At 50.0% G+C, this 26,631-nt stretch carries 25 protein-coding genes; 11 read left to right on the top strand and 14 right to left on the bottom strand.

The window, feature by feature from the left end; genetic code table 11:
- Positions 1–50: 50 nt before the first annotated feature.
- Complete coding sequence (locus tag AC5JLP_RS19400) at positions 51–1,277, bottom strand: S-layer homology domain-containing protein (RefSeq protein ID WP_496069586.1); 1,227 nt, start codon at positions 1,275–1,277, stop codon at positions 51–53.
- A gap of 48 nt (positions 1,278–1,325) precedes the next feature.
- On the opposite strand from AC5JLP_RS19400, the gene AC5JLP_RS19405 reads away from it, so the two are divergent.
- On the top strand, positions 1,326–1,619 hold the full coding sequence (locus AC5JLP_RS19405) for a hypothetical protein (RefSeq protein ID WP_496069587.1): 294 nt from the start codon (positions 1,326–1,328) through the stop codon (positions 1,617–1,619).
- A gap of 59 nt (positions 1,620–1,678) precedes the next feature.
- Positions 1,679–5,017 carry a PAS domain S-box protein gene (locus AC5JLP_RS19410; RefSeq protein ID WP_496069588.1) on the top strand — a complete coding sequence of 1,113 codons (3,339 nt, stop codon included), beginning with the start codon at positions 1,679–1,681 and terminating at the stop codon, positions 5,015–5,017.
- 137 nt (positions 5,018–5,154) lie between these two features.
- On the opposite strand, the gene AC5JLP_RS19415 is transcribed toward AC5JLP_RS19410, so the two are convergent.
- Both AC5JLP_RS19415 and AC5JLP_RS19420 read right to left on the bottom strand, forming a co-directional pair.
- Positions 5,155–5,931, bottom strand: coding sequence for an RNA polymerase sigma factor SigF (locus AC5JLP_RS19415; protein WP_496069589.1), 777 nt, complete (start codon positions 5,929–5,931; stop codon positions 5,155–5,157).
- Positions 5,932–6,955: 1,024 nt separating this feature from the next.
- On the bottom strand, positions 6,956–7,786 hold the full coding sequence (locus AC5JLP_RS19420; protein WP_496069590.1) for a photosystem II manganese-stabilizing polypeptide: 831 nt from the start codon (positions 7,784–7,786) through the stop codon (positions 6,956–6,958).
- A 444-nt stretch (positions 7,787–8,230) separates the two neighbouring features.
- On the opposite strand from AC5JLP_RS19420, the gene AC5JLP_RS19425 reads away from it, so the two are divergent.
- Entirely contained in the window at positions 8,231–8,608 is a 378-nt protein-coding gene (locus AC5JLP_RS19425; protein WP_496069591.1) for a hypothetical protein, read from the top strand.
- Between the two features lie 224 nt (positions 8,609–8,832).
- Here AC5JLP_RS19425 and psbM read toward each other — a convergent pair whose 3' ends face one another.
- Together psbM and AC5JLP_RS19435 are read right to left on the bottom strand one after the other, a co-directional pair.
- On the bottom strand, positions 8,833–8,949 hold the full coding sequence (psbM, locus tag AC5JLP_RS19430) for a photosystem II reaction center protein PsbM (protein WP_496069592.1): 117 nt from the start codon (positions 8,947–8,949) through the stop codon (positions 8,833–8,835).
- 173 nt (positions 8,950–9,122) lie between these two features.
- On the bottom strand, positions 9,123–9,425 hold the full coding sequence (locus AC5JLP_RS19435) for a 2Fe-2S iron-sulfur cluster-binding protein (protein WP_496069593.1): 303 nt from the start codon (positions 9,423–9,425) through the stop codon (positions 9,123–9,125).
- Positions 9,426–9,965: 540 nt separating this feature from the next.
- Between AC5JLP_RS19435 and psbB the strand changes: the two genes are divergently transcribed.
- The 3 genes from psbB (at position 9,966) to AC5JLP_RS19450 (ending at position 12,538) form a co-directional block, all read left to right on the top strand.
- Entirely contained in the window at positions 9,966–11,498 is a 1,533-nt protein-coding gene (gene psbB / locus AC5JLP_RS19440) for a photosystem II chlorophyll-binding protein CP47 (protein WP_496069594.1), read from the top strand.
- A gap of 138 nt (positions 11,499–11,636) precedes the next feature.
- The gene (locus tag AC5JLP_RS19445) at positions 11,637–11,732 is read left to right on the top strand and encodes a photosystem II reaction center protein T (protein WP_106258635.1); all 96 of its coding nucleotides are present in this window, start codon (positions 11,637–11,639) and stop codon (positions 11,730–11,732) included.
- Positions 11,733–11,971: 239 nt separating this feature from the next.
- The gene (locus AC5JLP_RS19450; protein WP_496069595.1) at positions 11,972–12,538 is read left to right on the top strand and encodes a GNAT family N-acetyltransferase; all 567 of its coding nucleotides are present in this window, start codon (positions 11,972–11,974) and stop codon (positions 12,536–12,538) included.
- 279 nt (positions 12,539–12,817) lie between these two features.
- Here AC5JLP_RS19450 and AC5JLP_RS19455 read toward each other — a convergent pair whose 3' ends face one another.
- A complete protein-coding gene (locus AC5JLP_RS19455) occupies positions 12,818–13,837 on the bottom strand; it encodes a long-chain acyl-[acyl-carrier-protein] reductase (RefSeq protein ID WP_496069596.1) in 1,020 nt (339 codons plus the stop codon).
- 336 nt (positions 13,838–14,173) lie between these two features.
- The gene (locus tag AC5JLP_RS19460) at positions 14,174–14,869 is read right to left on the bottom strand and encodes an aldehyde oxygenase (deformylating) (protein ID WP_496069597.1); all 696 of its coding nucleotides are present in this window, start codon (positions 14,867–14,869) and stop codon (positions 14,174–14,176) included.
- Between the two features lie 346 nt (positions 14,870–15,215).
- On the opposite strand from AC5JLP_RS19460, the gene AC5JLP_RS19465 reads away from it, so the two are divergent.
- Positions 15,216–16,067, top strand: a complete 852-nt coding sequence (locus AC5JLP_RS19465) for a carbohydrate ABC transporter permease (RefSeq protein WP_496069598.1) — start codon at positions 15,216–15,218, stop codon at positions 16,065–16,067.
- 41 nt (positions 16,068–16,108) lie between these two features.
- On the opposite strand, the gene AC5JLP_RS19470 is transcribed toward AC5JLP_RS19465, so the two are convergent.
- The 4 genes from AC5JLP_RS19470 to AC5JLP_RS19485 form a co-directional block, all read right to left on the bottom strand.
- Positions 16,109–16,522 (bottom strand): hypothetical protein, encoded by a 414-nt coding sequence (locus tag AC5JLP_RS19470; protein WP_496069599.1) that lies wholly within the window; start codon positions 16,520–16,522, stop codon positions 16,109–16,111.
- Positions 16,523–17,337: 815 nt separating this feature from the next.
- Positions 17,338–17,661 carry a Grx4 family monothiol glutaredoxin gene (gene grxD / locus AC5JLP_RS19475; RefSeq protein WP_496069600.1) on the bottom strand — a complete coding sequence of 108 codons (324 nt, stop codon included), beginning with the start codon at positions 17,659–17,661 and terminating at the stop codon, positions 17,338–17,340.
- Positions 17,662–17,724: 63 nt separating this feature from the next.
- The gene (locus AC5JLP_RS19480) at positions 17,725–17,979 is read right to left on the bottom strand and encodes a BolA family protein (protein WP_496069601.1); all 255 of its coding nucleotides are present in this window, start codon (positions 17,977–17,979) and stop codon (positions 17,725–17,727) included.
- A gap of 165 nt (positions 17,980–18,144) precedes the next feature.
- On the bottom strand, positions 18,145–18,759 hold the full coding sequence (locus AC5JLP_RS19485; protein WP_496069602.1) for a hypothetical protein: 615 nt from the start codon (positions 18,757–18,759) through the stop codon (positions 18,145–18,147).
- Positions 18,760–19,057: 298 nt separating this feature from the next.
- On the opposite strand from AC5JLP_RS19485, the gene AC5JLP_RS19490 reads away from it, so the two are divergent.
- On the top strand, positions 19,058–21,175 hold the full coding sequence (locus AC5JLP_RS19490) for a S8 family serine peptidase (protein ID WP_496069603.1): 2,118 nt from the start codon (positions 19,058–19,060) through the stop codon (positions 21,173–21,175).
- A gap of 50 nt (positions 21,176–21,225) precedes the next feature.
- On the opposite strand, the gene AC5JLP_RS19495 is transcribed toward AC5JLP_RS19490, so the two are convergent.
- The 3 genes from AC5JLP_RS19495 to AC5JLP_RS19505 all read right to left on the bottom strand — a co-directional run bounded on the left by AC5JLP_RS19495 (position 21,226) and on the right by AC5JLP_RS19505 (position 23,896).
- Positions 21,226–21,942, bottom strand: a complete 717-nt coding sequence (locus tag AC5JLP_RS19495) for a response regulator (protein WP_496069604.1) — start codon at positions 21,940–21,942, stop codon at positions 21,226–21,228.
- Between the two features lie 89 nt (positions 21,943–22,031).
- Positions 22,032–22,202, bottom strand: a complete 171-nt coding sequence (locus AC5JLP_RS19500; protein WP_496069605.1) for a hypothetical protein — start codon at positions 22,200–22,202, stop codon at positions 22,032–22,034.
- 107 nt (positions 22,203–22,309) lie between these two features.
- Complete coding sequence (locus AC5JLP_RS19505) at positions 22,310–23,896, bottom strand: glucose-6-phosphate isomerase (protein WP_496069606.1); 1,587 nt, start codon at positions 23,894–23,896, stop codon at positions 22,310–22,312.
- A 281-nt stretch (positions 23,897–24,177) separates the two neighbouring features.
- On the opposite strand from AC5JLP_RS19505, the gene AC5JLP_RS19510 reads away from it, so the two are divergent.
- Genes AC5JLP_RS19510 through AC5JLP_RS19520 form a run of 3 tightly spaced genes read left to right on the top strand, consistent with a single transcriptional unit; the run spans position 24,178 to position 26,630 of the window.
- The gene (locus AC5JLP_RS19510; protein WP_496069607.1) at positions 24,178–25,368 is read left to right on the top strand and encodes a branched-chain amino acid ABC transporter permease; all 1,191 of its coding nucleotides are present in this window, start codon (positions 24,178–24,180) and stop codon (positions 25,366–25,368) included.
- A complete protein-coding gene (locus AC5JLP_RS19515) occupies positions 25,358–26,230 on the top strand; it encodes an ABC transporter ATP-binding protein (RefSeq protein ID WP_496069608.1) in 873 nt (290 codons plus the stop codon). Before AC5JLP_RS19510 ends, AC5JLP_RS19515 begins: the two co-directional genes overlap by 11 nt.
- 37 nt (positions 26,231–26,267) lie before the next feature.
- The gene (locus AC5JLP_RS19520) at positions 26,268–26,630 is read left to right on the top strand and encodes a hypothetical protein (RefSeq protein ID WP_496069609.1); all 363 of its coding nucleotides are present in this window, start codon (positions 26,268–26,270) and stop codon (positions 26,628–26,630) included.
- Position 26,631: the final 1 nt, after the last annotated feature.

Below are 26,631 nucleotides of genomic sequence, written 5' to 3' on the forward strand. Positions count from 1 at the left end.
TACTGCTTGGTCTACAAACTTACAGGCTTTGAGAACTCGCCGTGATAGCGTTAGCGAATGACCAGATCTGAGGTGAGCGTCAGGTTCAAGTCGGTGTTGGGATTGATGGCAATCAAATCCACTTTGTCTTTGCCAAGGAAGAATCCTGCTAGCGCACCCACTGCGGCACCTGGGAGTACCTCTTCAGCTTTAATAACGCGATCGCCCGTCACTCCAGCAATGCCAGCCGCCGCTCCAGCTCCCACCACCGTACCTGCAACAATCCTGCCCACGTTAGCGCCCTTCGACACTGTTTCCGTTTTGGTAATGAGTTCAGAATTGGCGCTCACAGGTAGCTGCGTGCCGTTTGGCAGCACAATCTGACTGGCAACAAATTGAGCACCACCCTGCGTCACTTGCAATTGTCCAACCACGTCGCTGTTTGCAGGAATCAACACAGTTCCTTGAGCATCTACAATATTTTGTGCCACTTTGAGCGTGACGGGCACAGGGTTCGGTTCATTCTTCGCCAGCAGAATCTTGTCTGCTCGTTCGTAGCGCACAGGTAGCGCTGTACCCGCTGGGATGCGGACACCTTGAGGCACCGCGCCAACAATATACGGCGACGTAATCGCAGGCGCTTGTCCTGCACTTACCAGGGCTTGGTAAACAAACGCCGCCACTTCAGCACGGGTTGCCGTCTGATTAGGGTTTAAGGTTTTAACATCGGGATAGTTCACCACAATTTGCTTTTGTGTGGCGGCTGCAATGCTCGATCGCGCATAGTCAGGAATACTGGCAGCATCGTTGTACACACCCAATGCGCTATCTACAGGTCCGTTAGCCGTGTAGTTCAAGCCATTTGCCAGCGACACCAAGACTTGAGCGCGAGGAATATTCTCATCAGGTCGGAAGGTATTGCCAGGATAGCCTGCCAAAAAGCCGGTGGTATACGCAGCCTGAATCGCATCGGCAGCCCAGAAGCCAGCCGGAATATCGGTGAACTGAACAGGGTTGCGAATCGGCGTTTTATTGAACGCTTTACGGATAATCGAGGCAAACTGCGCACGAGTCACGGGTTCTTCAGGGCGAAAGGAGCCATCTGGAAAGCCAGCGATGATCTGCCGATTTACAAGCTCTTGAATAAAGCTGCTGGCCCAATAGCTGGACGGTACATCTGGAAAGGTGGTTTGCGCTGAGGCAGGAGCCGTCATGAAGAGGGGGGCAACGGTTCCCGTCGTCATACCAAGAGCAACCAAAACGGCTGTTCCAGATTTCCACGCGTTGGCATAAGACATGGGAAAGTTCTCCAAAGATACATTGATGATGCGTTAAATTTACAGACCTTGAAAAAGACTGAAGGTTCCTGGAAGGAAATTCAGCCAAAAACTCTACTTTTTAGCCTAAAAGGCTTGATTTTAGTTAGCACGATCGCTTGCTTTTCTCCTCCTGCTAACAGTGGAGACGAATGGGTTATGCACTTAGTTGCATTAATGGACAAAGAGCTGAGACATAAAGTTGACCGTGATGATACCCGCTCTTTGGCTAAACGCACGCTTATTTTCTCTAGCGTTGCATTGAAGGGGCAAACAAGCATCTCCACGCCAAGCGTTGCTTGGGATGTGATTGTTCAGAGGTAAGCAGCTTAAATTCTTCCTTATGAAAATGGCTGTTGATAAATTTTGCCAGGAAGATGAGAGTGCGACGCGGTAGAAACACCAGAAGCAACGAGCGACAGCGTTACTTGCAGGAATTGGCGATGATGCTTGATACGGCTGACCTACAGGCAATACGAGAATGCTGTCGAGATGAGGCAGCGTTTGAGCGGCTTCAGGGCATTCTGGCTAACTATTTGCCCCCGCTTGCTCAGTCAGCCCCCCAGCCCCCTCAAATTTGGTATAAGGCGATTTTGCAGGCGTTGCCCGATCGCGTCTTTCTAGTCAACCGCAACGGCGATAGTCTGGACTTTAAGGGAACGCCTGAAGATGCAGCGCATGGGTTTAGTCGTGAAACGATCGTGGGCACAAATCTGCGAGAGTTTTTACCAGACGATCTGGCTCAACGCTGTTTGGAGACGATCGCCCGTACCCTTGATTCTGGTGCGCTACAAACTCTGGAATACGAGCTTCCCAACGCCTGGGAAACTGAGGAAGGCGAACTGCGGGCCTATGAAGTCCGCCTCGTCGTTAGCAGTGAATCTGAAGTCTTGGGCATTGAACGCGACATCACTGACCGTAAGCGCACAGAAGAAGCGTTGCGCGAGCGGGAATATCGCTACCGATCGCTCTACAACAACACTCCCGTAATGCTCCACTCGATCGATCAGCACGGCTGTTTGATCAGCGTCAGCGACTATTGGTTGTCGTCACTGGGCTACACACGCAGCGACGTGTTAGGGCGCAAATCTGTAGAGCTGATGACTCCAGCCTCCCGTCATTATGCCGAAACGGTTGTGCTGCCCGACTACTTTAGAACGGGCTTGTGTACCGATGTGCCCTACCAGTTTGTAAAGCAGAATGGCGAGCTTATGGACGTTCTGCTGTCCGCGATCGCCGAACGAGATGCCGAAGGAACTATTATTCGCTCCCTGGCTGTTCTTACTGATGTCACAGCCCGCAAAAAGGCAGAGCAAGCCAGCGATCGCGAACGCCGCCTCTTTGCAGAAGGATCGGTTGTCGTCTTTCGCTGGTTAGCGCAACCTGGCTTTCCAGTGGAATATGTCTCAGCCAATATCAAGCAGTTTGGCTATCAACCAGAAGATTTTATCGACGGTGGACTGCTCTACGGCGATATTATTTACCCTGACGATGTTGCAAGAGTGGCTGCGGAAGTTGACGCAGGCCGTGCGGCAAAACAGACCGCGATCGAGCAAGACTACCGCATTGTGAAGGCAGACGGAGACGCGCGCTGGGTATATGACTTTTGTAGCCTGATCTATGACGAACAGGGCGATTTGACCCATTACGAAGGCTACATCCTGGATATCACCGAGCGGAAGCGATCGGAGCAAGCTCTCCGCGAATCAGAGGAGAAATTTTCCATCGTCTTTCGCTGTAGCCCTACAGCAATGGTTCTCACCACGTTAGAGCCTGCCCCTCTCGTTCGCGTCATTGATGTCAACGATAGCTTTTTACAGGTGACGGGCTATCAAAAGGAGGAAGTCGTCGGCCTTACAATTGCAGATCTGAACGTTTGGGTCGATCTAGCGGCCCGTACTAAAATGCTGCAAATCCTCCAGGGAACTGGCTCAGTGCGCGACTTAGAAATGAAGTTTCGCCGCAAGTCTGGTGAAATCGGCGTTGCGCTTATGTCAGCAGAAATTGTTCGCTTACACGGCGTTTCCTGTGTGCTTACGGTTACTACCGATATTACCGATCGCAAACGTACAGAAGAAGCCCTCCAAATCACCGAAGAGCGCAACCTGGCGTTTCTCAATGCTATTCCTGACATGATGTTCCGCATTCGCCGCGATGGGGTGTACTTAGACTGTAAAGCCGATCAGGAGAACGATTTGATACTCTCATCAAGCGATATGATTGGCAAAACTGTTTATGAAGTGTTGCCGCCTGAAACCGCTAAGCAGCGAATGACCTACATTGAGCGCACGCTGGAAACAGGTGAGATTCAAATTTTTGAGTATCAACTGCTCAATCGAGATGAATGGCGTGATTACGAAGCCCGTCTGGTCGTTAGTGGTAAGGATGAAGTCTTAGCCATCGTGCGAGATATCACGCAACGTAAGCGATCAATTGCCCAACTCCAAGCCAATGCCGAGCGCGATCGCCTTCTGGGGTTAATTGCTCTGCGTATCCGAAGATCGCTTAACCTGGATCAAATTCTCACGACGACCGTCGCGGAAGTTCGACAATTCTTGAAGGTCGATCGAGTCTTTATCGGTCAAATCGATGCGGCATGGCAGGGCAAAATCGTTGCAGAGTCTGCCGCCCCAGAGTGGGGGTCAATCCTCACCTGGATTGTGGATGACCTGTATCTACGTGAAATTCGGGCGCTCTTTGCTCAAGGGCAAGTGCAGGCCATTGACGATACAACCAGTGCTAAACTGCCACCCTTGTTGTCCAATTACTACACGCGCTGCCACATCAAAGCCAGCATTGGCGTTCCCATCATCCTGGGCGATGACTTCTTCGGTGTCCTGGTTGCCAATCAGTGCGACCAGCCGCGCCACTGGACGACCTTTGAGATTCAGCTATTAGAGCAACTGGCGGTGCAAGTCGCGATCGCCGTTCAGCAAGCCGAACTGTACCAGCAAGTGCAAACGCTGGCGGCTAGTCTGGAACAGCAGGTACAGGAACGCACGGCTCAACTACAACAAAACATGCAGGAACTTCAAGAACTGAGTCAAACCAAAGACGACTTCTTGAATGCAGTGTCTCATGATCTGCGCACACCCATCATGGGTACGATGATGGTGCTCAAAAACCTAGAGCAGAAGGCAGGTGATGCGGTCACGCTCTCTCGCTCTGTCTTAGAACGCATGGTACAAAGCAGCGATCGCCAGCTCAGTATGATCAATTCCCTCTTAGAAGCCCACTCTAGCGAAGCATGGGGTATTCATCTACACTGCGAGAAGCTATCACTGCATCATCTGGTGCAGACGATCGCAGACGACCTTGACCCTCTGCTAGTGGAAAACCAGGCAACGTTAATCAATCAAGTATCCCTCGACCTACCGCCTGTAACGGCTGATCCAGCTCTTATACGGCGCGTCTTTGAAAACCTTCTTACCAATGCCCTCAAACACAATCCACCAGGACTGCATCTCACGATAACGGCCACCATTGAGGATGACTTGATTCGCTGCAACGTTCAGGACGATGGTGTCGGCATGACTCCTGACGAGTGCGATTCTCTCTTTGAACGCTATGCTCGCGGCCCCCGTGCCCGCCGTTCAACGGGTATTGGCTTGGGGCTTTATCTCTGCCGTCAAATCATCACGGCCCACGGAGGACAAATTGGTGCTGTTAGCGCCCCTGGAGACGGTGCAGCCTTTTGGTTTACCCTCCCACAAGCACCTTAGCATCGGCGCTGGTGTATGCTCAAACGTCTGTATCCTTAAACTAAAGAATGTGAGCCTGTTTTTATGAAACGGCGACAGGCTCCATAAAACACTGCCGCCATCCGTAGCCCAGCGACTGATCTCATAACCCTGACGCTTTAGTCGTCCGACCCGACCATCAACTTCTGAAGCGACTCTAAACCTTTTTTAACTCGACGTGAAACGGTTACAGCGCTGATTCCAAGGCGATCAGCCGTCTCTTTTTGGGTTAAGTCGTGAAGAAAAACAAACTCCAAAATTTCACGAGTCCGATTTTCCAATTGCACCAATGACTGTTGCAATCGAAGCTGGTCTTCTTGCGCTAGCTGAAAGCTGCGATACTGGGTATCTGGCACCAAATCACCCAGCGATGAGGCTCCGTCTTCTTCTTCGCGAATCGGCGCATCTAAGCTGAGCAGAGACCGATTGCGGCAGGCCAACTTAATTTCTTGCCACTCTGCCAACTCGATGTCGATCGCGGCTGCGATTTCTGAATCCAGCGGCTGGCGCTTAAGCTTAACTTGCAAATCACGCACGGCTGAAGCCGCTTGACGCTCAAGTGCTTGCCAGCGGCGAGGAATGCGCACAGACGGGCTTTTGTCGCGCAGATAGTGCTGAATTTCGCCCCGAATGTAAGGAATGGCAAACGAACTAAAGGCGTGCCCTTTGGAGAGGTCGAAGCGTTCGATCGCGCGGATTAAGCCGATCGAACCAACCTGAAGCAAATCTTCGTAGCACTCAGTACACTGATGCAGCCAGTGGTGTGCTTCTTTTCTGACTAACCCAAAATTAAGCTCAACTAATTGATTACGAACCTGTAGACATGGCGATTGTTGATAGGCTCGCAGCAGTTGCAAGCTCTCGCTTTTCAATTCACAGTTAGCTGTCGTAAGCATGACGAATTTCAGTCGGTAGAGCAAGTGACATCAGGACGATTCAAACGCAGCCTCGATCGACGCTCAGCAGGGCAAGCTGAACAAAACACGCTTTGAGGGCAGAGTGTGTTTTAAGTGACTGGCAACTCGGCTAGAAGGAACAATGCTTTGCATCAAGCAGTACTAATACTGGGTCAAATTCAGCATTCAGTTAAATTCAGCGCTTTCGATGTAACCTCAGCTCTGTGCTAATGTCCTACCGTTGCAAATCAACCCTATTCGTTTCTGTAGCTCAAGCACAACGGCATTTTTACTGATCTGGAAGCAAGACTAACCTCATTAAAAGACGAGTTTCCACTCATGGTTGGAGAGTACATTTTCCCCAGTAAGCTTTAAGACGATTGGATAACTCCTTCAGAAACGTATTATAGACCCCATTAACTCTACGGACATGCGCGGAAGCAAAAACTAATGGTTGCTAAATACCTGAGTAACGAGTGAATATCTAAATCAGTATCTAAATGAATCTTGACAGTGATGGAAAGAGAAATCCGACTGAGGATAGCAACTGAAAGTCGTTGCATTAACGGGTATAGAAGACCTTTGGTGAAACAATGAAAGCACAAAAAAGGGGGCATTACGCCCCCTCAAACTAATTTAGATGCCATGTATGGTGAGAAATAAAGTCTAATCGCCCCGGTTGACTGACAGATCTTTCAACGATCGCTTGCCTACTCTGCACTGGAAGTGCGGGCTAATCGAATGAAGTCCTCTGTAAGTGTTGCCTTCCCGAAGGGTAGAGGACTGGAAGAGTTGTGCAACTCGCCTTAGCGGGTTTGATGCCGTTAGCCCGGATTTTAATCACGGGCTGGCGAACAACGCAGCAATCAACCTCTTAGGAACTCTGTCAGTCGATCAGTGACCTATCTTTCAGCCTTCAAAACCACGATCGCACTGGGCGATTGCTAAGCGTGGAGGTTTGTGAAGGTTCCAAAAACTGACCAGCACCTTTACCTAGAAGTATCGCAGGTTTGGTTACAGTAACTTATGCTGCCGCAGGCTCAACTCGCGCATAGAAAATGCCACGAATCTTCACGTCACTGGCCTGTTTGGAACCCATGTCAGTTTCCGAAGGCTGCTCGCTTTCAAACGTGCCAGCAATTTCGCCTGTCACGTTGTCCACTTTGGCTACCTGCAACGAAATCTGACCTTTGTCAAGCTGAAAGCGCTTGGTGTTTTCCTTGGCTAACTCCTCATCGTCTGCTTGCCCTGGAAGTGCAACTGCATTATCGTAACCCGCGGTTAAGCCACGACCTTTGGGGTCAAGAAAGTTTGAGGTGCGGTAGGAAGGCACTTTAAAGGTCCCTTCAAAATCAGTTGACGTGCTGATGCTGCTTGAGCCAGGTTGGGTTGTAGCAACCAGGCTCTTAATCGTAAAGAGGAACGGCACGCGCTCACCACCAGGAAGCTGAACAGTGACTGCTTGAAAATCAATACCATCTTGCTCAACGAAGGTGAGACTGCCGTCAGAATTGACGTTTAGCTTGCCCTCTACCGACTCGATCGAGGACGTGTAGCGGGTCATTAGTTTGGCAGAGACAAACTCTGCCTTTTGTCGCTTGTTTGCAGATTCTTCTTTCACCAAAAAGCTAGTGGGCTGCAAGCAAAGAGAGGTTAAAGAGTAAGACTTAGAAGAATCGAGTGGAATCGACCCACGAGACGTTTCCTCCAATTGAGGGCAATTGTTTGCCAGACCTGTTCCTCGAATTTGGTCGTAGGTCAAGGCTTCCTTCGCAAGGGCTGGGCTTGTAGAAAAAACAGTCAGTAAGCTGAAGCAAAGTGCCAGAAGTGCAACGGTTAGAGCGCGGTACCTCATGAAAACCTCAATAATATCGACGTAAATATTTTTTTGCCACTGCAATCCAGAGCCGGGTTTCAATGGTCTTCACGAATTGAGATAGTTAGGAGTGGCCCTTAAATAAAAAGGACAATGAGTAGGCGCACTCAACTGAAACTCAGACGTTAACCGCCTGAGACAACGCTCAATTCTCGAAGAGACAAATTGAACCATGCCTACACTTGACTAAGTTCTCATGTCCCCGGAATGATTTAACAAAGGTTTCATCCTGCATTTTACATGGCAATGTAGCCTTTACTTTGACTTGCACAACAAAATTGGCGTTGATCATGACAGTTGTGCCAAGTAAAAGGCATGATGTTGCAGGATGGCTTTTCGCCAATGCGCTTAAGTGTGCTAGGAGCCAAACTTAAGTTAATTGTTTAGCTAAATGGTCTGACGGTCTTCACAGGTATCTATTGCATGAGCTTAAAGAGCAATCACGATCGATTTGATGCAGAGCAACTGGAATTTGAATCGAAGCTAAAGGCTGTTAGTGATGCCGTTTGGAGCTTGGCTCACAGCCGAGAGGGCAATAATCTAGCGCTACTTTCACTACTGAGAACCTTGGAAGGCTTACATCAGGAGATTCGCGACAGCCTGTTTCAAGAATCTTTGCCTGATAGCCGTCAAGGGCTATATAGTCTGCTGAAGGATATTGAAGCGTCTGGAGGCTGGCCCTATATTCACCGGATGAAACTGCGATCGTTGCTGACTAAATTTCAAGACCTACCAGATGGAGACGTTACATCAGTTTTTACCCGCTTGGATCCACCCAATACGACTGAGTCTCTTGATTAGAACGCATCTGCTGGAAGCGCTTGTTTTTGCTCCTGACCGTCTTCTCTACAGCGAGTATTATGAGGACGATCGCACGGAATGTCATTACCCTTGACTAATAGGTCGCTTTGGAACATGGAAAGCCCTGGGTGACATTGGAAAGAAACTCACGACTTCGATCTCTAAAAGCGCTAGAGGCAAATGCCTCTAGCGCCTCAACGTATCAACCATACTGAACTACTCTCTTAAGAATCTTTGTTGGCATTGCTGCTTGCCGTCTGAATGTAAAGGATAAGCAGAAATACAGATGGAACCAACACAAAAAGGATGCTTGCAATAAACCCAAGATCGTTGACTTGCATAAGACTTGCCTAATTAACTAGCGCTGCTTCAATACACCTTAGAATACCATTGCGAGTTCGCCTCATAGAAAGTGAACATTTGTTAAGTTCTGTTGCTGCTTTCTATAGGTTGCCATTTTGCACCAATCTTTACTCATTCAGGGCTATTTGAAGTTGCCAATACCACATCAACCCTACTTAGAAGGCTTGGTTTTGATCGTTACGGCACCGTTTACTAGGGTTTGGCATGCCAAACGGTAAGTACTGGGTTTCTTTTTCAGTTTTCTTTCTTCTGTTTCAGTTGGAGGAGAGAGGTTTTCCATGCCATCGACCACTTCAACGATGCAAGTTCCACATTGACCATAACCTCCGCAGTTGGTCATTTTCCCCACCAGAGTATAGATGTCGATGCGATTTTCGATGGCTTTGAGTCTCAAGTTTGCGCCATCAGCTACGACGATTTCTCGATCTTCTTTTAAAAACTTAATAGTGGTCATCAACGATTCCTTTGTGAGAGCAACTGCGTGGTGAACGGCTAGTTTCGTTCGGCGATCGCCCATATTTTGCATCTATTTGATTCTCGCACCTGCTGAGAAGTCAAGCAGGAGAAACTTATCTCTAAGTTGCTTAAAAGCTGTGCCTACAATCTTTTTTGAGAAGAAAAGCCTGTTTTAGCGGGTTGGCTCTTGCTAAGTAGTGACGCAACTGTTCTCATGATTTGACTTGTGATCGTCAACTACTATGACGTTACATAAGTTTACAAGAATTCGTTCGCTTTCCTCGCAACTTTACTTAGAGGCTCTTGATTGCTTGCAATCGGTTCGGACACTGGTTACACTTCTTTATACGCTTTCATTTTCGTAAACCTAGCTGGTAGCTTGCGATTCGGCTTTGTTAGAAGGCCAAACTAAAGACCAGATTGGGGAGTGCGAGGTTGAAGTAGCCTCAGACCTGGTACATTTACCAATGTCCGGCGCTTTAATAAAATGTTTAGGAATACGTTGAACTAGAGCTATTCACAAGGAGGAGCGTAGTCAATGGGACTACCCTGGTATCGAGTACATACTGTCCTTATCAATGATCCCGGACGGCTGATTGCGACACATCTAATGCACACTGCGCTTGTAGCAGGATGGGCGGGATCGATGGCGCTTTATGAATTGGCAATCTTTGACCCTAGTGATCCAGTCTTAAATCCGATCTGGCGGCAGGGGATGTTTGTCTTGCCGTTTATGGCGCGTCTGGGTGTTACTGGTTCCTGGAGCGGCTGGAGCATCACTGGCGAAACGGGTGTTAACCCCGGTTTCTGGTCTTTTGAGGGTGTCGCGGCTGCCCACATCATTCTTTCGGGTCTGTTGTTTTTGGCGGCTTGCTGGCATTGGGTCTACTGGGATTTGGAACTTTTTAGAGATCCTCGTACTGGTGAACCAGCGCTGGATTTGCCAAAGATGTTTGGCATTCATTTGTTCCTGTCCGGTCTACTGTGCTTTGGCTTTGGTGCCTTCCACCTTACTGGTTTGTTTGGCCCTGGCATGTGGGTCTCAGATCCATATGGTTTGACTGGCAGCGTTCAGCCTGTAGCGCCTGAATGGGGGCCAGCAGGATTCAATCCCTTTAATCCTGGTGGGGTGGTCGCACACCACATTGCAGCGGGAATTGTGGGTATTATCGCGGGGCTGTTCCATCTCAGTGTCCGCCCACCGGAGCGATTGTACAAAGCGTTGCGGATGGGAAATATTGAAACGGTTTTGTCCAGCAGTATTGCAGCCGTGTTTTTTGCGGCCTTTATTGTGGCTGGTACGATGTGGTTTGGTAGTGCAACTACCCCGATCGAACTGTTTGGCCCAACCCGGTATCAGTGGGATAGTCAGTTCTTCAAACAAGAAATTGAGCGCCGTGTTCAGACCAGTTTGGCTAGCGGTGCCAGTTTGTCAGATGCCTATTCAGGCATCCCTGAGAAGCTAGCGTTTTACGACTATGTCGGTAACAGCCCTGCAAAAGGGGGGTTGTTCCGTACAGGCCAGATGAACAAGGGTGACGGTATTGCTCAAACCTGGTTGGGACATCCAGTGTTCAAAGATGGCGAAGGTCGAGAACTGTCAGTTCGCCGCCTACCCAACTTCTTTGAGAACTTCCCGGTTGTCTTGACTGATAAGGATGGCATTGTCCGGGCAGACATTCCATTCCGAAAGGCAGAGTCGAAGTACAGTTTTGAACAGAATGGCGTGACGGTAAGCTTCTACGGTGGCGAACTGGATGGTCAAACGTTCAAGGATCCAGCAACAGTGAAGCGTTATGCGCGCGCGAATCAGTTGGGTGAACCGTTTGAGTTTGATCGCGAAACCCTTAATTCTGATGGGGTGTTCCGCACAAGCCCACGTGGTTGGTTCACCTTCGGCCATGCGGTCTTTGCTCTCCTCTTCTTCTTCGGTCATATTTGGCACGGCACTCGTACCATCTTCCGGGATGTGTTTGCAGGTGTTGATCCGGATCTCTCTGAGGAGCAGGTCGAGTGGGGCTTCTTCCAGAAGGTGGGTGATAAGTCCACTCGCCGTAAAGAAGCTGTCTGAGCCTTTGGTGTGACTTTTCTAAAGGGGCCGTGCAACTCATCTGCTGAACGTTAGCATGGCTGATAGTTGGCAACAGTTGTACGCCCCTTTTCTGGTTGAATGGCCGCTAACTCTTAGTAAATGGTTGGGAGATTTTCGATGGAAAGCGTTGCTTACATTTTGATTTTGACATTGGCGATCGGCGTTCTCTTCTTTGCGATCGCCTTTCGGGAACCGCCCCGCATTGGTAAGTGATTCACGCTGAATTGTTTGCGGTTTTGGAGCCACATTGAATTCAGCGTTGATACACGTGACACTTGATACCTTGAACAAAGGTATCAAGTGTCACGTGTATCGTAGAAGAGCATGCTATACGGTCTCAAATGATAGGCGTTTCGATGCCTTGTGCTTCTCACTTGACTGCAGTGCGAAGGTAATGCCTTCGGTTTTACGATTGTCGAGTTACGTTTGTGCTTAATCAGCCCTCTTACGGAGTGTCTTTTAACCCGTTACACATCTCTGTCCGCCCTGCACAAGTGAATGATCTGGCGGAACTTGTTGAGGTTCTTGCTGATAGCTTTTACCCTCGCGCTGGCATGATGCGTTGGTTTCTACCAATTCTTCGCTTGGGTGTGTATGAAGATCTGCGCTACCGCCTGCGATCGTCCTTACCATCGAACTATGTTTGTCTGGTTGCGTTTGTGTTTGTGCCGTCGCGTGATAAGCCAGATTTAGCAGGAACGGTTGAAATTTCTCTTCGTTCAACAAACCCGTTCCAATTTCATAGCCTTCCCTATCCTTACCTTTCAAACTTGGCTGTGCGGTTAGATGTCCGTCGGCAAGGTGTGGCGCAGAAGCTTTTGCATGCCTGTGAACGTGTGGCACTAGATTTAGGCTTTGAGGATCTTTATTTGCATGTTTTGGAAGATAACCATCAAGCTAGACAACTGTACGCTAAAGCTGGTTATCAGACGCAGCAAGAGAGTTCCTTTTGGCAGTGCTGGTTTTTGGGGCAACCTCGGAAATTGCTTTTACACAAGCGCTTGAGCCGCTTTTCGTAGTGGTGCTAGTGGCTCCAAGGTCTGCATTCAAAGCGGTAGGTTTTACTCGCAAGATAAAATTAGCGACTCTAAGGAGCCACTAGCTATCGCTAATCCAGTCATGTTGATGATGGCTTCTCTATTTGCTCTTCTAAGTCAAGCAAGGCACCTGAGCAATCGTTCAAATACTAGAGTCATGAAAACGCTTTATCGCAGTTAATCCTTGAACGGTTCTAAACTGGGCAAGGGTGAAACACGTCTTAACTGACTAAAGAAGAGCTTTAAAGGGTGAGCATGGCTTTAAACCAGCAATGGTCTAAAGCCATGCTTGACGGAAACTTCGCCAATTTGCTCCATTTTTTCTACCGTAATGTGGTTTCTTCCCCAAGAGAAATTTGTATGCCACTTTTCAAATTCGAGCAGCATGGATTCGGCAAAACAGGCAAAAAGCTGGCGGGCTGGAATATCCATGTTGACAATCTTCATGATGCGCCAGTCAATATCAAGAGAATGCTCGACAATGCCACCATTGAGGACATGAATGCCCGATCGCTGCACTTTGGTTGCTAGGTTTTTGGGGTAGCCGCCATCGATGAGTAAACACGGCTGTTTTAAGGTGGCTGGATCAATCTCCACCCCTTTGGGCATACTGGCAACCCAGACAATAACATCTGCCTGTGGCAATGCTTCTTGCAGATCGAGAATTTTGCCGCGACCGAGTTCATCCTGTAGTTCTTGCAGACGCTCCTGGTTACGGGCAATAAGCAAGAGCTCAGCCACATCAGTACGAGCGTTGAGCCAGCGGCAGACGGCGCTCCCAATATCGCCTGTTGCACCACAGACCGCAACGGTAGCTGTAGAGAGGTTAATCCCCAGCGCCTGTGATGCCTGCTCAACCTGACGGCAGATGATATAGGCTGTGTGCGTATTCCCCGTTGTAAAGCGCTCAAACTCCAGCATGACGTTCCGGACTTGCCGAATCTGCTGCAAGTTGAAGTTTTCAAAGATAATTGAGGAGAATCCGCCCAACGCTGTAATGTTAATGCCGTGTTTTTGCGCGTGTGCCATCGCGTTAATAATTTTGCGCGTGGCAGCTTTGATGCGGCGGGCCGCCAACATTTCAGGGAGAAAGCAAGATTCGACGTAGCGACCTTCGATCGTCTGGCCTGTAATGCTCGTGACTTTGATCGTATCAACAATTTGCGGCGGGGCACTGCACCAAAAATCAAGCCCTTGATCGGCGTACTCTGGGTACCCCAATTCTTTGGCAACGGCTTGAGCGTGTTCTAGACTCGTGAGATGACCAATTAAACCAAACATGAACGACTCTGCAAAACTTAGAGAATTTTGATGAAAACGGCTTTATTGATGAGCAAACTTCAAAGAGTACTGATAGATAGTGCCCAAAAATACCAATTTGAGCGCAAATTGGATGTTAGTGCTGAAATATTTAGCTTTCTAGCAATTGCCTGCACTAAGAGGAGCTGGCAGCGATCGCCGTCAACTCCTGATATTGCTTGAGGTTGGAACCATCGTGAGCTTGGCTGGCAGCAGTGCTTGGTACGGCTAAACGTGCATGAACAGAGAGTTTCCAAGTACGTTTGGCTGGACACGGGCAATGAAGACAATCCGATCAGGCTACCGCTTAAGGCACTGTTACGCGGCGGAAAGACCCAGGGCAGACATGCGCATGATCTCACGTGTACTGAAGCCAATATTTTCTAATGCTTCGCCGTATTGAATCATAAAATCTTCGATGAGCGACTCTTTCTCCATGCCAAGAACCTGAGCGTCATTTTCTACCTGGTTCAACATTTGCCAGACCAAAGGTAAGTTCTGACGGTTTGCCGTTTCTAGCTCAGCTTTGGCGGTTTCGAAATTGGCTTTTAACCACTCTTCGCCAAAGTTAAGGTGGCTATACTCGTCCTTGACGACCCCTTCCGTAATTTTACGAGCAAAGTCATCCGCGACGGGAATGTAGATGTTGTAGGCGGCGATCGCAAAGCATTCAATAATGAGTGACTGAATCAACAGGCAGGTCACGATGTTGCTTTGAGCCGCAGCAATCTGAAAGTTTTCATGCAGTTTGGAGAAGAACTCGCGGGCAAACTCCAAATCAGGCGTCACCTTAAGGTTGCGTCCACAGGCTTCAAAGCCTTTCTTGTGGCGATGCTCCATTTTTGCCAGACTCAGCAATTGCTCACTGTAATCTGGAAGTAATTCAGCAAGCCGGATGTAGTTTTCGTTGGCTTCCTGTTCGCCTTCGATCACGATCGCGTTGATGCGGCTGTAAGCGTCTTTGTAAGGTTCACTGTAAAAATCAATTGCTGCACTAGCCTCAAGCTGCGGCATAGGTCGATTGTCTCCTCAAAAATGCAGCCGATACTGCTCGGCGTTGGGACGATTAAGGTAAGAAATTTGATGCAATGCGACGAAACGGTTAGATTCGTGCCTATATCACTTTAGCTCTTTCCTGTAGGGGATCGACCAATTGACCCAAGATTCGGTTCCCGCTTGTAGAAAGCATACGGTAGAATCCTTGCTACATGCCTTTAGGTCTTAGGCTGAGGCAAAGGGCACGATAAAAGATTGCCCAATGCCACTGTTCTTAGAACAGTCTTGCTTGTTCCCCTCCTGCTCCTTTTGTCAATCGTCTTCTCTCCTGAAGAAAACGTGCTTACGTTGACTGTGGTAGATCATGCCCCAAAAGAATAATCAGCAACTGTCGGTGGTGCCTGTGAAGAGGGTAGATGATGTATCGGCGATCGCAACTCTGGCTTTACTGGTAGCAGGTGCGGTTGTAGTGCTGTTGCCACTAGGCATTGTGGCTGTGACCTCGTTTGTCCCAATGAATGCACAAACAGGGCATGATTCTAATTGGACGTGGCAGAACTACCAACAGGCATGGCTTCAAGGCGACTTTCTGCTGGCCTTTGCCAATTCGACGCTGGTGGCGCTGCTAGTCACGGGTGGGCAGATTCTGACCTCCGCGCTAGCCGGATACGCTCTGGCACGATTCTCCTTTCGCGGCAAGCAGGCACTTTTGTTGCTCATTCTAGCCACGCTGGTGATTCCGTTTCAGATGTTGGTGATTCCCATTTTTCTGGTGTTGAAGTGGGGACATCTGATCAATACCTATGGTGCGTTGATCTTGCCGACGATCGCCAACGGCTTTGGCATTTTTCTGCTGCGACAGTACTTTCAAACGATCCCGGTGGAACTGGAAGAAGCTGCCGCGATCGATGGCGCAACCCGCTTCCAGATTCTCTGGCGCATTATGCTACCGCTGGCGCGTCCAGCATTGATTACCCTCTTTCTGTTTACCTTTATTGGCGAATGGAACGATCTGTTTAAGCCGCTGGTGTTTACCACACGACCAGAACTCCGCACCGTTCAGCTTGCTCTGGCATCTTTTCAGGAGCAGTTTACGAATAACTGGTCATTGTTGATGGCAGCGGTTGTGATTGCCACTGTGCCAGTAATGCTGCTCTTTCTGCTGGGTCAGCGTCAATTTATTCGCGGTATCGCTACGACGGGAATTAAGAATTGAGCGATCGCCCTTACAAGCTCAAGAAGCTTAACTTGAAGCCCTTAGTTATACCAAAAGTGTCCGTCAGCAGAGCCGCCTGTTTGACTATTGATGATTTCAACATCACAGTATTTACCTGAAGAGCCTTCTATCTTCTCAGAACTGATTTTTACAAACTGCCAATTAGGGTACTTGAGCGATCGCCAGGGTTTGCCGAACCAGGTATTTCCACTCTTGTCCTTAAACCAAATCACGGCAGCATTCTGACTATAATCAATTACTTTGATCGTTTTTGCATAACCGATTAAGCATCCATGATCAGAAGCTTGTTTGATAGCAGGATAGAACTCAGAAGCATAGAGCGTCGAAAGAAATTTCCATTTGCCATACGTCCACCCAAACATCAGCAGCACGAATCCACCAATATACAGGTGGATAAAGCGATCGAACCGGAATGGAGGTTTCTGTTTCATCATGGCTAGCTGAAGCTGTCGCAATAGTGACAGCAGACGTTACGCTTTTACCAGCTCATCCTACGATGACTATTTGATTTGATGAGTTAACTTCATCCAAAAATAAAGCGAATAAATCAAAAATGACATGGGGCTAATGACAATCCAAACACCAATGGATGTAGTAAAGCTTCCAAAGATGAAGTAAAAAATTCTAGCTCCTTTACGTCCAAGCATCTTAACAAACGATCAAGCAGGTTTCTCATCAAAAAACCAATTCCAGTTGAAAATGCTGGCTAATAATGAAGCGCAACCACCAACTAGTAGACCCGCGAATACGACAGAGATTCTGGGTAGCCCAGTTTTTAGAGCTAGTGGTATCCAAACCAAAAGAATTAAGATGACAAAAACAAATTGGACGGAACCCTTAGACATATGTGGTGAGCCTTCAACTCAGCTTAGATATATCCATGATTCCCAAAGGTTTTTTAAGCCTAACAGCTCCATATTCGAAGAAGTCATGGCTCTCAAGGCATCACTATACGAGAGTCAGTAGCAGGGCTGTTTCATTCTAGTGAGCGCGTATTAATTGGCAACGGATTTGTAGCGGCTTAAGCGGAGAAATGATCTGTGAATAGCGCATGAAGACATCTGTTTCATCCGTTTGCCATCCGTTACCAGCGTTCTACCAGCAGAATGAAATAGCCCTGGAGTCAATACCCGGTAGATTAAGTTGAGATTTACAAACTCGCAGACACAAAAGGCTGGATCAAAGCTGACCCAACCTTTTGTGTTGATTCAAATTTCTTGCTCTGCATGAAAGCGTTGCAAATCAAATGCTATGAAGCCATTGCAACTTCGACCATTTCTTGTAGTTCGCCTTTTTGGTAAAGCTCGATCAAAATATCGGAACCACCGACAAATTGCCCATCAATATAGACCTGGGGAATGGTGGGCCAACTAGAGTATTCTTTAATGCCCTGGCGGATATCAGAATCGGCAAGAACATCGACGGTTTCAAAGGGCACGCCCAGCGTATTCAGAATTTGCACAACGTTATTTGAAAAGCCGCATTGAGGCATGAGCTTGTTGCCTTTCATGAAGACCATGATTTTGTTTTGGTTGATCAGCGTTTCGAGGCGCTCTTGGGTTTCGGGAGTCATAGTTTTGATAGATGAGATGTGTACAAAAGGACGAAATCAACACGAATCGATCACTGTCACCCTTCAAACGGCTTGACTGGCGATCGCCCAATCGTGAGGGGTGTAAGTTTTGATCGCCATCGCATGAATAGCCCCACTGAGCAAATACTGCTGGACGGCCTTGTTTACTAATTGATGTTGCTGCACCAAGCGTTTGCCATCAAATTGCGACGATACTACGATGACTTCGTAATGCTCACCATCATTGGTCAACACCTGCACCTGAGCATCGGGCAAGTCTGCCTTGATCATGGCTTCAACCTGGTCGGGGCTAATCATGGGCGCTCCTTGATCACTGCTTACGTTCCTCACTCTAGTTTAGCGTTCAGCTTCAACCAGAGCCTCATGACTCTATTGACCGAGGCTCACGGGCGCGATCGCCTGCCACCCATCCCAACGCTCATGCTCGGTAGCGCTACTTTCAGGAAAGGGCAAACATCCCTTTTAGCGAGGTGCTGCACTGGGTGCATCTGCGCGTGGACGAGGATACGGCGCATCCACAAAGCCTAGCTCAAGCAACTGCTGATAGGCTTTTTGTCCTAAGCTTCGAGTGGGCTGTTGGCTTCGGATAATTTGCACCAGTAGCGGCACGGCGAGTTCAGACTGATTCTGGGCACGATGCACCAGTGCCAATTGATAAGTCGCCTGGTCACGCATTTCCGCCGCTTCGAGCGCCTTGCGCCGTTGGGTATCAGCGATGCGGTTATCAATACCAGAGAAACTGCCTGCCAGGTCTTGATAGAAGTTAGACAACTGGTTGAACACTTGACGCGCTTCTTGAAGCTTCTTAATCGCTGTTGGGTAATTCTGGGCAGAGACGGCCTTATCGGCTTCGTCCATCAAGCGCTTGCCGCCCTGCTGGCTGAGCAGCCCTGCATCCTGGTCAGTGGGTTTCAGAACGTTTGGATCGTTGGGGTCGATCGGTTGTGCCCGGTTGGGGCTTGCTGGCAAGGTTTGAGCAAAACCATTTGCAGGCTTCAGCAGCACAGAAGCCGTCAGGAGTGACAGGGAAACAATCCCTGCGGTGCGGAGGAGACGAAGAGTTCCAAAGGATTCCATGAGACAGCTCTAGCTTTAAAATTGCAGAAAACAGAAGAAACACAACTCTACCAAAACTGAAGGTATATTACCATTGCGGAGTGACTCTACGCTTGAGTAGTGTTGGGCGACGGGTGGACAGAAGGCAGAGGGGGCAGGGGAGGCAGAGGGGGCAGGGGAAGCAGAGAGAGTGGGGAGTAGGGAAAATTCAAAACTCTTACACCTCTCACCTCTCTCTTCCAACTCAAAACTCGTCACTCAAAACTCAAAACTTCTCGCTCCTCACTCCCCATTCCCTTCTTCTCAATGAGGTGTTTCGATGACTGACCAAACGCCAACCAGTGCGACGCAACCGGGATTTCAGGGCGCGGGGATGCCTGAGTCAAGCATCAGTAAGGTGTTGCAGCGTGGTGGTGAAGAGCTGTTGCTTGAAAAGGTAGACGATCGCTTTACGGTGAATGCAACAGATAAAGCCGCGATCGCGCAATTGGTCAATCCTTTGCCTGCAACTCTCAGTACGGAACGTTCACCTGCCAAACTCACCGAAATTGTAGTTGATCCAGCGCAGCGTGACGCGGTGATGCAGCAAATGCGGGAGGCCAACGAGGTCAATTATGCCAGTCATGTGTATCAACTGAAGGATGATCCAGGCTCGCGGATTTATTTGACTGATCAGATTACGATTCAGTTTGCGCCTGCGGTGACGGCAGAGACGATCGCTGAAATCACTGCCTCAATGGGGCTACAGCAGGTCAAGCCGCTTACAGGTGTACCCAATACGTTTGTGTTCGCGACGACGGCCAGCGCACAAGAAAATCCGCTCAAAATTGCGAATCGCTTGATGCAGCGATCGGAGGTGCTGACGGCTGAACCAAATATTGTTGTACGTACCCAACCTCACTATCGTCCCCGTGACCCGATCTATCCCAAACAATGGCATCTGAATCACAACGGCGGCCCGAATCTAGCACTCAATTCTCACGTTTCGGCTGAGCAAGCGTGGGATCTGACGCGGGGTATTCGCTCGGTGACGATCGCCATCATGGATGATTCGGTCGATTTAACGCATCCAGATTTTCAGGGCATTGGCAAAATTGTTGCCCCCCGCGACTTTAAAGAGAATGATTTTTTGCCGTTACCGGGCGATCCAGATGATAATCATGGCACCTCTTGTGCAGGGGTTGCCACTGCCGAAGAGAACGGGGTAGGCGCGATCGGCGTGGCTCCTGGTTGTGCCCTCATGCCCATTCGCACTACAGGCTTTTTGGATGATCAGACGATCGAGGATTTGTTTGGTTGGGCCGTTACGAAAGGTGCAGCGGTCATTTCCTGTAGCTGGGGGCCAGCCTCTGTGTATTTTCCGCTTTCCTTGCGCCAACGGGCCGCGCTGACGCAGGCTGCTACCGCGGGACGCAACGGCAAGGGTTGTGTGATAGTCTTCGCTGCTGGCAATGCAAACCGCCCTACCAATGGCACAGTTGATGAACGCGGCTGGCCTAACAACGTGCTGAGTGGTCCAACCTCTTGGCTAGGGGGCTTTACAGTCCATCCAGATGTCATTACCGTTGCAGCGTCTACCAGTCTTAATAAAAAAGCGGCTTATAGCAATTGGGGAGCAGAAGTTTCAGTCTGTGCGCCCAGCAACAACGCGCCACCGGGTATTGGGCTTCAGGATACGGGGTACGTGTTTACGCCACCTCAAGTAACAGGTGCGCTGCCAGGGTTGGGCATTGTGACAACCGATCGCGTGGGTGCAGCAGGCTACTCTGCGGATAATATTGCGATCGACTTTGGTGGAACATCCAGCGCGTGTCCTTTAGTGGCAGGAGTGGCCGCGCTGGTGCTTTCCGCCAACCCTGACTTGACGGCAGCAGAGGTCAAGCAACTCCTCCAGCAAACGGCAGACAAAATTGTGGATCCCAGTCCTGATCCCCAGTTTGGCTTTCGCAAAGGCACCTACGAGGCAGGCGGACGGAGTGATTGGTTTGGCTATGGCAAGGTAAATGCAGCCAAAGCTGTGCAGGCGGCTGTTCAACGACAGGCGATGACCGCGATCGCGCCCTCTCGCCAGATTCAGCAACAGAGTACGACGAGTCTCCCCATCCCTGACAATAACCCTCAGGGGGCAACCAGCACGATTCAAATTACGGATGCTGGCACTGTGCGATCACTTCAAGTGAGTGTGACGATCGACCACAGTTTTCTTGGTGATCTGCAAATCAGCCTGACCTCTCCTGCAAATCAAACCGTGTTGCTCCAGAGCCGCAACCTGGGACGCAGCACTCGCTTACAGACCACGTACACCCTGCAAACCACCACCTTACTTAGACGCTTCCTCAATCAATCCGCGCAAGGAAGCTGGAAACTGCGTGTAGTTGATGCTGCCGAGGGCGACACAGGAACGCTGAATAACTGGTCGTTGACGCTGGGCGTTTGAGGTCGTTTCGTCAGTAAGGACGTGACATGTCACGTCCCTGCTGACAGCATTCATTTCACCAAGTGATGCTCCATCGCAAAGCGGACGAGTTCGGCTCGATTGTTGGTATCTGTTTTGCGGAGCAGGCTACTCACATATTTTTCGACGGTACGGGGGCTGAGGTGCAGATGTTCGCCAATTTGGACATTTGAGTGTCCGTCTGAGAGCACTTTTAGCACTTCGCGTTCGCGCTGGGTCAGGTTAAGTGCCGCCACTGCGACGGCTACAGCCGCGTTTTGTGCTGCTGCCTGCTTGTCTTCACTAGCGGTTAATGGCGATCGCACGGGTTCTGTCTGGTTCGCATCATTGAAACGACTGGCATCACCTCTGGCAAAGCGCCACTCCCGTTCAAGAATTTGCAGCCGTTCCAGCAGATTTCGCACCACTGCCCCTAACTCTTGCAGCTCAAAGGGTTTAGATAGGTAGACATCGCAGCCTGCCTGGTAACCTCGAATGCGCTCTTGGGTATCATTACGCGCTGTAAGAAACACAACAGGCAACAGCCGTAAGTTAGGGTGTTGGCGAATGCGACTGACCAACTCGTAGCCGTCCATCTGCGGCATGGTGATGTCGGTGATCACAAGATGCGGCTGATATTCTTCCACCCGCTTGAGCGCTTCCTGACCGTTTTCAGCCGAGACAACCAGGTAGCCGATCGCTTTCAGGTAATCCCCGATCGACAGCCGCGTTCCCAAGTCATCATCAGCAACAAGGATTGTGAGAGGCATACAGAAGCTGCTAGCGTTGTCTAAGCCTTGTGATGAGCGATTTTAAAAAATTAAAGAGTTGCGGGGTCAAAGTTAAAATATAGCGGCTTTCAAAGGTTCTGTGGATCAGTGCGGAGCGATCGTCCATAGTGGGGTTGCCTTTGGGGGCAATTGCCTAATGGTTCTGCCCTTGCAGTGAGTGGAGTGTCAGCTTTAAGTGGAGGGGTAGAGGGGTAAATGAGTGGATAAGTTGCCGACAACGCATCCACCCATCTACTCATAGGGGATCCCCTGACTGTAAGCAGTGTTGTGAATGGGTAATCGTTCCCGCCAACTCATTCACCCATCCACTGCCACTCCCCTCTTTCATTCCTGACAGACTACTAGGTTATTCCAACCTTGCCTTCACGCTAGAGAGATCACCTGAATTGCCTTCCAGCAAAACACCACGCTGATTCGCAGACAAGTGTCGTACTATCTTGTAAATCGTCTCAGCTTGATCAGGTGCACCAACGGTTTCAGCTAAAGCTGTGAGAGACAGCGCTGTACCTTCCTGCTTCAATGCGTCAACGACTTTCGTTTGCAGATCTAAAATAGCGGCAGCAGCCTTCTTACCTGCTTCGACACCTGGTTGATGGTAGGCGTTGATGTTGACCAGAAAACCATAGAACCCTACCGCCCTTTCATAGAGCGCGATTAAGGCTCCGATGTGCCTTGGGGTCACTTCAGGCAGGGTGACGGTGATGGAATCGCGTTGATTTTCATAAAGTGCCTGCCGCGTGCCCTGGAGTAGCCCAGAGAGATAATCTCCAGCCGTCACGCCAGGTTCGACTTCAGCCGAGGAGCTGTCCCGATCTTTCAGCACTTCAATAAAGGTCAAAAAGAAGTTTGGTACGCCTTCGCGCAATTGCTGAACGTAGGCGTGTTGGTCGGTTGAGCCTTTATTGCCGTAAACAGCGATGCCTTGATAGACTGTCTTGCCGTCCAGATCGGTTTCTTTGCCTAACGACTCCATGACTAACTGCTGAAGGTAGCGGCTAAAGAGCAGCAGGCTGTCTTTGTAGGGCAGCACCACCATATCTTTTTCGCCCTTGCCGTTGCCTGCAAAATACCAGGCTAGGGCCAGCAACGCCGCCGGATTTGTCTTCAACTGAGGAGCGCGAGTAGCCGCGTCCATCTCTTTGGCACCTGCCAGCATGCTGCGGATGTCGATGCCTTGCAGTACCGCGTCGAGTAGTCCCACCGCCGATAGTTCTGAGGTGCGCCCACCCACCCAGTCAAACATGGGAAAGGTTGCCAGCCAACCTTCAGATCGCGCCAATTGATCCATCTTGCTATCGGGCATGGTGATGGCAACGGCTTGTCGGGCAAAATCCAGGCCCTTGTCGGCAAAGGCTTTTTTGGCCTCGATCATGCCGTTGCGGGTTTCGGGTGTGCCGCCAGATTTGGTGATCACCACCACCAGGGTGCTGTTGAGCCGATCGCCCAACTGAGCAAAGACATGGTCAAAGCCATCTGGATCAGTGTTGTCAAAAAAGTGAATCGCCAGCGGTGGAGCGACAGGTGCGAGCGCGGCGGCAACAAATTCTGGCCCCAATGCCGATCCGCCAATGCCGATCGAGAGAATATCCGTGAATTTCGTCGCCTGGGGTGGTCGAAGCTCACCCGCATGAATTTTGCTGGCAAAGGCTTCTAGCTGATCGAGCGCCTCGCTGATTTCCTGCTTGAGGGCTGGTGTGGGTGCCAGATCAGGGTCACGCAGCCAGTAGTGCCCCACCATCCGGTTTTCATCTGGGTTGGCGATCGCGCCTCCTTCCAATGCCGCCATGTCTTTGAAAGCTTGCTCAAACTTGGGCTGCATGGTCGCCACAAAGGCATCGTCAAACCGCATCCGGCTGACATCCACATACAGTCCTAAACCTTCGTGATAATAAAGCCAGTCTTGGTAACGTTGCCAGAGTGCAGCAGCATCCATAGCAGGGTTCACGCCTCTTAACGTTCGTCACTGCTCAGTGTATCCGGGCATGAGACCAGGAGTGTTAGGTTTTGGAAAGAAATAACAAAGGGAGGGATGAGGGGTGAAAAAGTTATGAGTTATGAGTTTTGAGTTGGAAGAGAGAGGAGAGAGGTGTATTTTAAATTTTCCCTACTCCCTACTCCCCACTCCCACCCCCTGCTGCTCGTATAAAATGTGTCGCTATCGGTTCAACTTGCCTGGTAGGATGACGATCGACTTGTCCTTTAATCACAGTGCTTATGCTCGATTTCAGCGGCATTCTGCTGTTTTTTACACCCGGTTATCTGGTTTCACTCATCATTTTCACGGGAACCTTTGCCCTGTTTAGTCTGGGCTTAAATTTGCAGTGGGGCTTCACCGGGCTGATTAATTTTGGGCACATTGCCTTTATGACGGTAGGGGCCTATGCGACGGTGCTGTTGAGTCTGAAGGGCGTGCCGCTCATAGTGGCAGTATTGGTTGGAGCTTTACTGTCGGCTAGTTTGGGCTTGCTGATTGGACTCTCCACACTGCGGTTGCGGGAAGATTATTTGGCGATCGTTACCATCGGCGTATCGGAGGTCATTCGCCTGGTTGCCCTCAACGAGGAATGGCTGACGCAGGGTGCACGCGGCCTTTACAGCTATCCTCTACCACTGGAGACTCTAACCCGACCAACGTTGATCAGCAAAATTGGCATGATTGGCATCTGGACGGTCATTTTTGCGTTGGCTGGCTGGCAATTGTGGCGCTGGACGTGGAAGCGGATCGATCGTCTTGGGCAACAGGACACTCGTGAGGGCACCCAACCAGGGCAAATCGGTAAACTAACCCTGGGGATTGCGTCTGCCCTTTTGGGGCTGCTGCTCTACTGGGCTGGTGCCGTTTCTCTTTACAACTATTCTTATAAAGCGGGACTAATGCTGGTGCTGGTGACGGTGCTGGCGCTGGTCTACTGGCGGTTGGAGGCGCTGGTACGATCGCCCTGGGGTAGAGTCTTAAAGGCCATTCGTGAAGATGAAGATGTGGCGAAAGCGCTTGGTAAAAACGTCTTCTGGTATAAGCTGCAATCGCTGATGTTGGGTGGCGCGATCGCGGGCATTGCGGGGGGATTCTACGCCTGGCAGTTGAGCTTTATTAATCCCGATGCGTTCATTCCCTTAATTACCTTTCAAGCCTGGACGATCGTCGTGCTGGGCGGGGCTGGCAATAACGCTGGCACCCTGCTAGGAGCCGCGATTTTTTGGGCGTACAACTCGGTCACACGGTTTTTGCTGCCTGCGATCGCGCCTGCACTCCACGCGATCGTCCCAATCATTCCGCCGCAGCTCGACGAGGGCAGAGCGGGTGCCTTTCGGATTATGATTATCGGCCTGCTGCTGATTGTGCTGATGATGGCACGTCCGCAAGGCATTTTAGGCAAAAAGGAGGAACTGTCTCTTGGTCGATGAATCCCATGCCGTAGACCCTCTAGACCACGTCACCCATCCTGACAGCGAAGATCTGGCCGATATTTTGGCGGATGTGGAGGAGATCGATCGTCCTGCTAAGCTGCAACTGCCACTGCTGGCTGCGAGTGGGTTGATCAAAAGTTTTGGCGGACTGGTAGCGGTCGATGAGGTGTCGATCGATGTGGCTAAAGGCAGCATTACAGGACTCATTGGCCCCAATGGTGCTGGTAAAACAACACTATTTAACCTGCTTGCCAACTTCATCCACGCCGATCGAGGACGGGTGCTGTTTGATGGCGAACCCATTCACCAACTGCAATCGCACCAGATTGCTCAACAAGGCATGATCCGCACCTTTCAAGTGGCACGCGTTCTTTCCCGCCTGTCTGTGCTGGAAAACATGTTGCTGGCAACCCAACATCAAACGGGCGAAAATTTTTGGCTCACCTGGTTTAAGCAGAAGCAAATTGCGGCGGAAGAACGTGAGCAGCGCGATCGTGCCATGACTATCCTGGAGTCGATCGGGCTGGTGCATATGGCTCATGAATACGCGGGTGCCTTATCGGGTGGTCAGCGCAAATTGTTGGAAATGGGACGAGCGCTGATGAGCCAACCCAAGCTGATTTTGCTGGATGAACCTGCCGCTGGCGTGAACCCCACCTTGATTAACCAGATTTGCGATCGCATCCTCGCCTGGAACCGCGGGGGACTCACCTTTCTCATCATTGAGCACAACATGGATGTGATTATGTCTCTGTGCGATCGAGTTTGGGTACTTGCCGAAGGACGCAACCTCGCTGTTGGTACGCCCACCGAAATTCAAACCAACGCCCAGGTGCTAGAAGCCTACTTGGGACAGTAAAGTTGTATGTATTCGCTTTAAGCCCGAAAGAAACATCATGCTCACTCGGTTGAAAGTTTCCGGCTTCAAAAACCTTGTTGATGTCGATATCCGTTTCGGACCTTTTACCTGTGTTGCGGGCACTAACGGAGTAGGCAAGTCAAATTTATTTGTACATCGTGATGCCGAAAGAGAACTTCTTGAGAAGCGGGTTGCAGAGATCCACAGTGTTGTGTCGGAAGCCGCTCAAACAAAACTTGTGCCACCAGTTGTTTGCGTTATTCCTGTTCGTATGCAGGAGGCTTGGTTCTTATTTGACGAATCTGCACTTCGTCGAGCTGCGGGAAATCCTAATGGTAAGCAGCCGCTAACTAAATCGGGTAAGCCCCCGGCTTTGCCGGGGAGACTCTCAAACGTTTGAC

Source organism: Stenomitos rutilans, assembly GCF_059505485.1.

What these genes read in the sequence shown, in the direction of transcription:
- AC5JLP_RS19500 (WP_496069605.1), bottom strand. Translation starts at nt 22,202, where the DNA reads ATGAGTAGATGGGTGGATGCGTTGTCGGCAACTTATCCACTCATTTAC.
- psbM (WP_496069592.1), bottom strand. Translation starts at nt 8,949, where the DNA reads ATGCAAGTCAACGATCTTGGGTTTATTGCAAGCATCCTTTTTGTGTTG.
- AC5JLP_RS19490 (WP_496069603.1), top strand. Translation starts at nt 19,058, where the DNA reads ATGACTGACCAAACGCCAACCAGTGCGACGCAACCGGGATTTCAGGGC.
- AC5JLP_RS19460 (WP_496069597.1), bottom strand. Translation starts at nt 14,869, where the DNA reads ATGCCGCAGCTTGAGGCTAGTGCAGCAATTGATTTTTACAGTGAACCT.
- AC5JLP_RS19470 (WP_496069599.1), bottom strand. Translation starts at nt 16,522, where the DNA reads ATGATGAAACAGAAACCTCCATTCCGGTTCGATCGCTTTATCCACCTG.
- AC5JLP_RS19485 (WP_496069602.1), bottom strand. Translation starts at nt 18,759, where the DNA reads ATGGAATCCTTTGGAACTCTTCGTCTCCTCCGCACCGCAGGGATTGTT.
- AC5JLP_RS19455 (WP_496069596.1), bottom strand. Translation starts at nt 13,837, where the DNA reads ATGTTTGGTTTAATTGGTCATCTCACGAGTCTAGAACACGCTCAAGCC.
- AC5JLP_RS19420 (WP_496069590.1), bottom strand. Translation starts at nt 7,786, where the DNA reads ATGAGGTACCGCGCTCTAACCGTTGCACTTCTGGCACTTTGCTTCAGC.
- AC5JLP_RS19480 (WP_496069601.1), bottom strand. Translation starts at nt 17,979, where the DNA reads ATGATTAGCCCCGACCAGGTTGAAGCCATGATCAAGGCAGACTTGCCC.
- grxD (WP_496069600.1), bottom strand. Translation starts at nt 17,661, where the DNA reads ATGACTCCCGAAACCCAAGAGCGCCTCGAAACGCTGATCAACCAAAAC.
- AC5JLP_RS19520 (WP_496069609.1), top strand. Translation starts at nt 26,268, where the DNA reads ATGCTCACTCGGTTGAAAGTTTCCGGCTTCAAAAACCTTGTTGATGTC.
- AC5JLP_RS19465 (WP_496069598.1), top strand. Translation starts at nt 15,216, where the DNA reads ATGCCCCAAAAGAATAATCAGCAACTGTCGGTGGTGCCTGTGAAGAGG.
- AC5JLP_RS19505 (WP_496069606.1), bottom strand. Translation starts at nt 23,896, where the DNA reads ATGGATGCTGCTGCACTCTGGCAACGTTACCAAGACTGGCTTTATTAT.
- AC5JLP_RS19495 (WP_496069604.1), bottom strand. Translation starts at nt 21,942, where the DNA reads ATGCCTCTCACAATCCTTGTTGCTGATGATGACTTGGGAACGCGGCTG.
- AC5JLP_RS19435 (WP_496069593.1), bottom strand. Translation starts at nt 9,425, where the DNA reads ATGACCACTATTAAGTTTTTAAAAGAAGATCGAGAAATCGTCGTAGCT.
- AC5JLP_RS19400 (WP_496069586.1), bottom strand. Translation starts at nt 1,277, where the DNA reads ATGTCTTATGCCAACGCGTGGAAATCTGGAACAGCCGTTTTGGTTGCT.
- AC5JLP_RS19445 (WP_106258635.1), top strand. Translation starts at nt 11,637, where the DNA reads ATGGAAAGCGTTGCTTACATTTTGATTTTGACATTGGCGATCGGCGTT.
- AC5JLP_RS19425 (WP_496069591.1), top strand. Translation starts at nt 8,231, where the DNA reads ATGAGCTTAAAGAGCAATCACGATCGATTTGATGCAGAGCAACTGGAA.
- psbB (WP_496069594.1), top strand. Translation starts at nt 9,966, where the DNA reads ATGGGACTACCCTGGTATCGAGTACATACTGTCCTTATCAATGATCCC.
- AC5JLP_RS19415 (WP_496069589.1), bottom strand. Translation starts at nt 5,931, where the DNA reads ATGCTTACGACAGCTAACTGTGAATTGAAAAGCGAGAGCTTGCAACTG.
- AC5JLP_RS19510 (WP_496069607.1), top strand. Translation starts at nt 24,178, where the DNA reads ATGCTCGATTTCAGCGGCATTCTGCTGTTTTTTACACCCGGTTATCTG.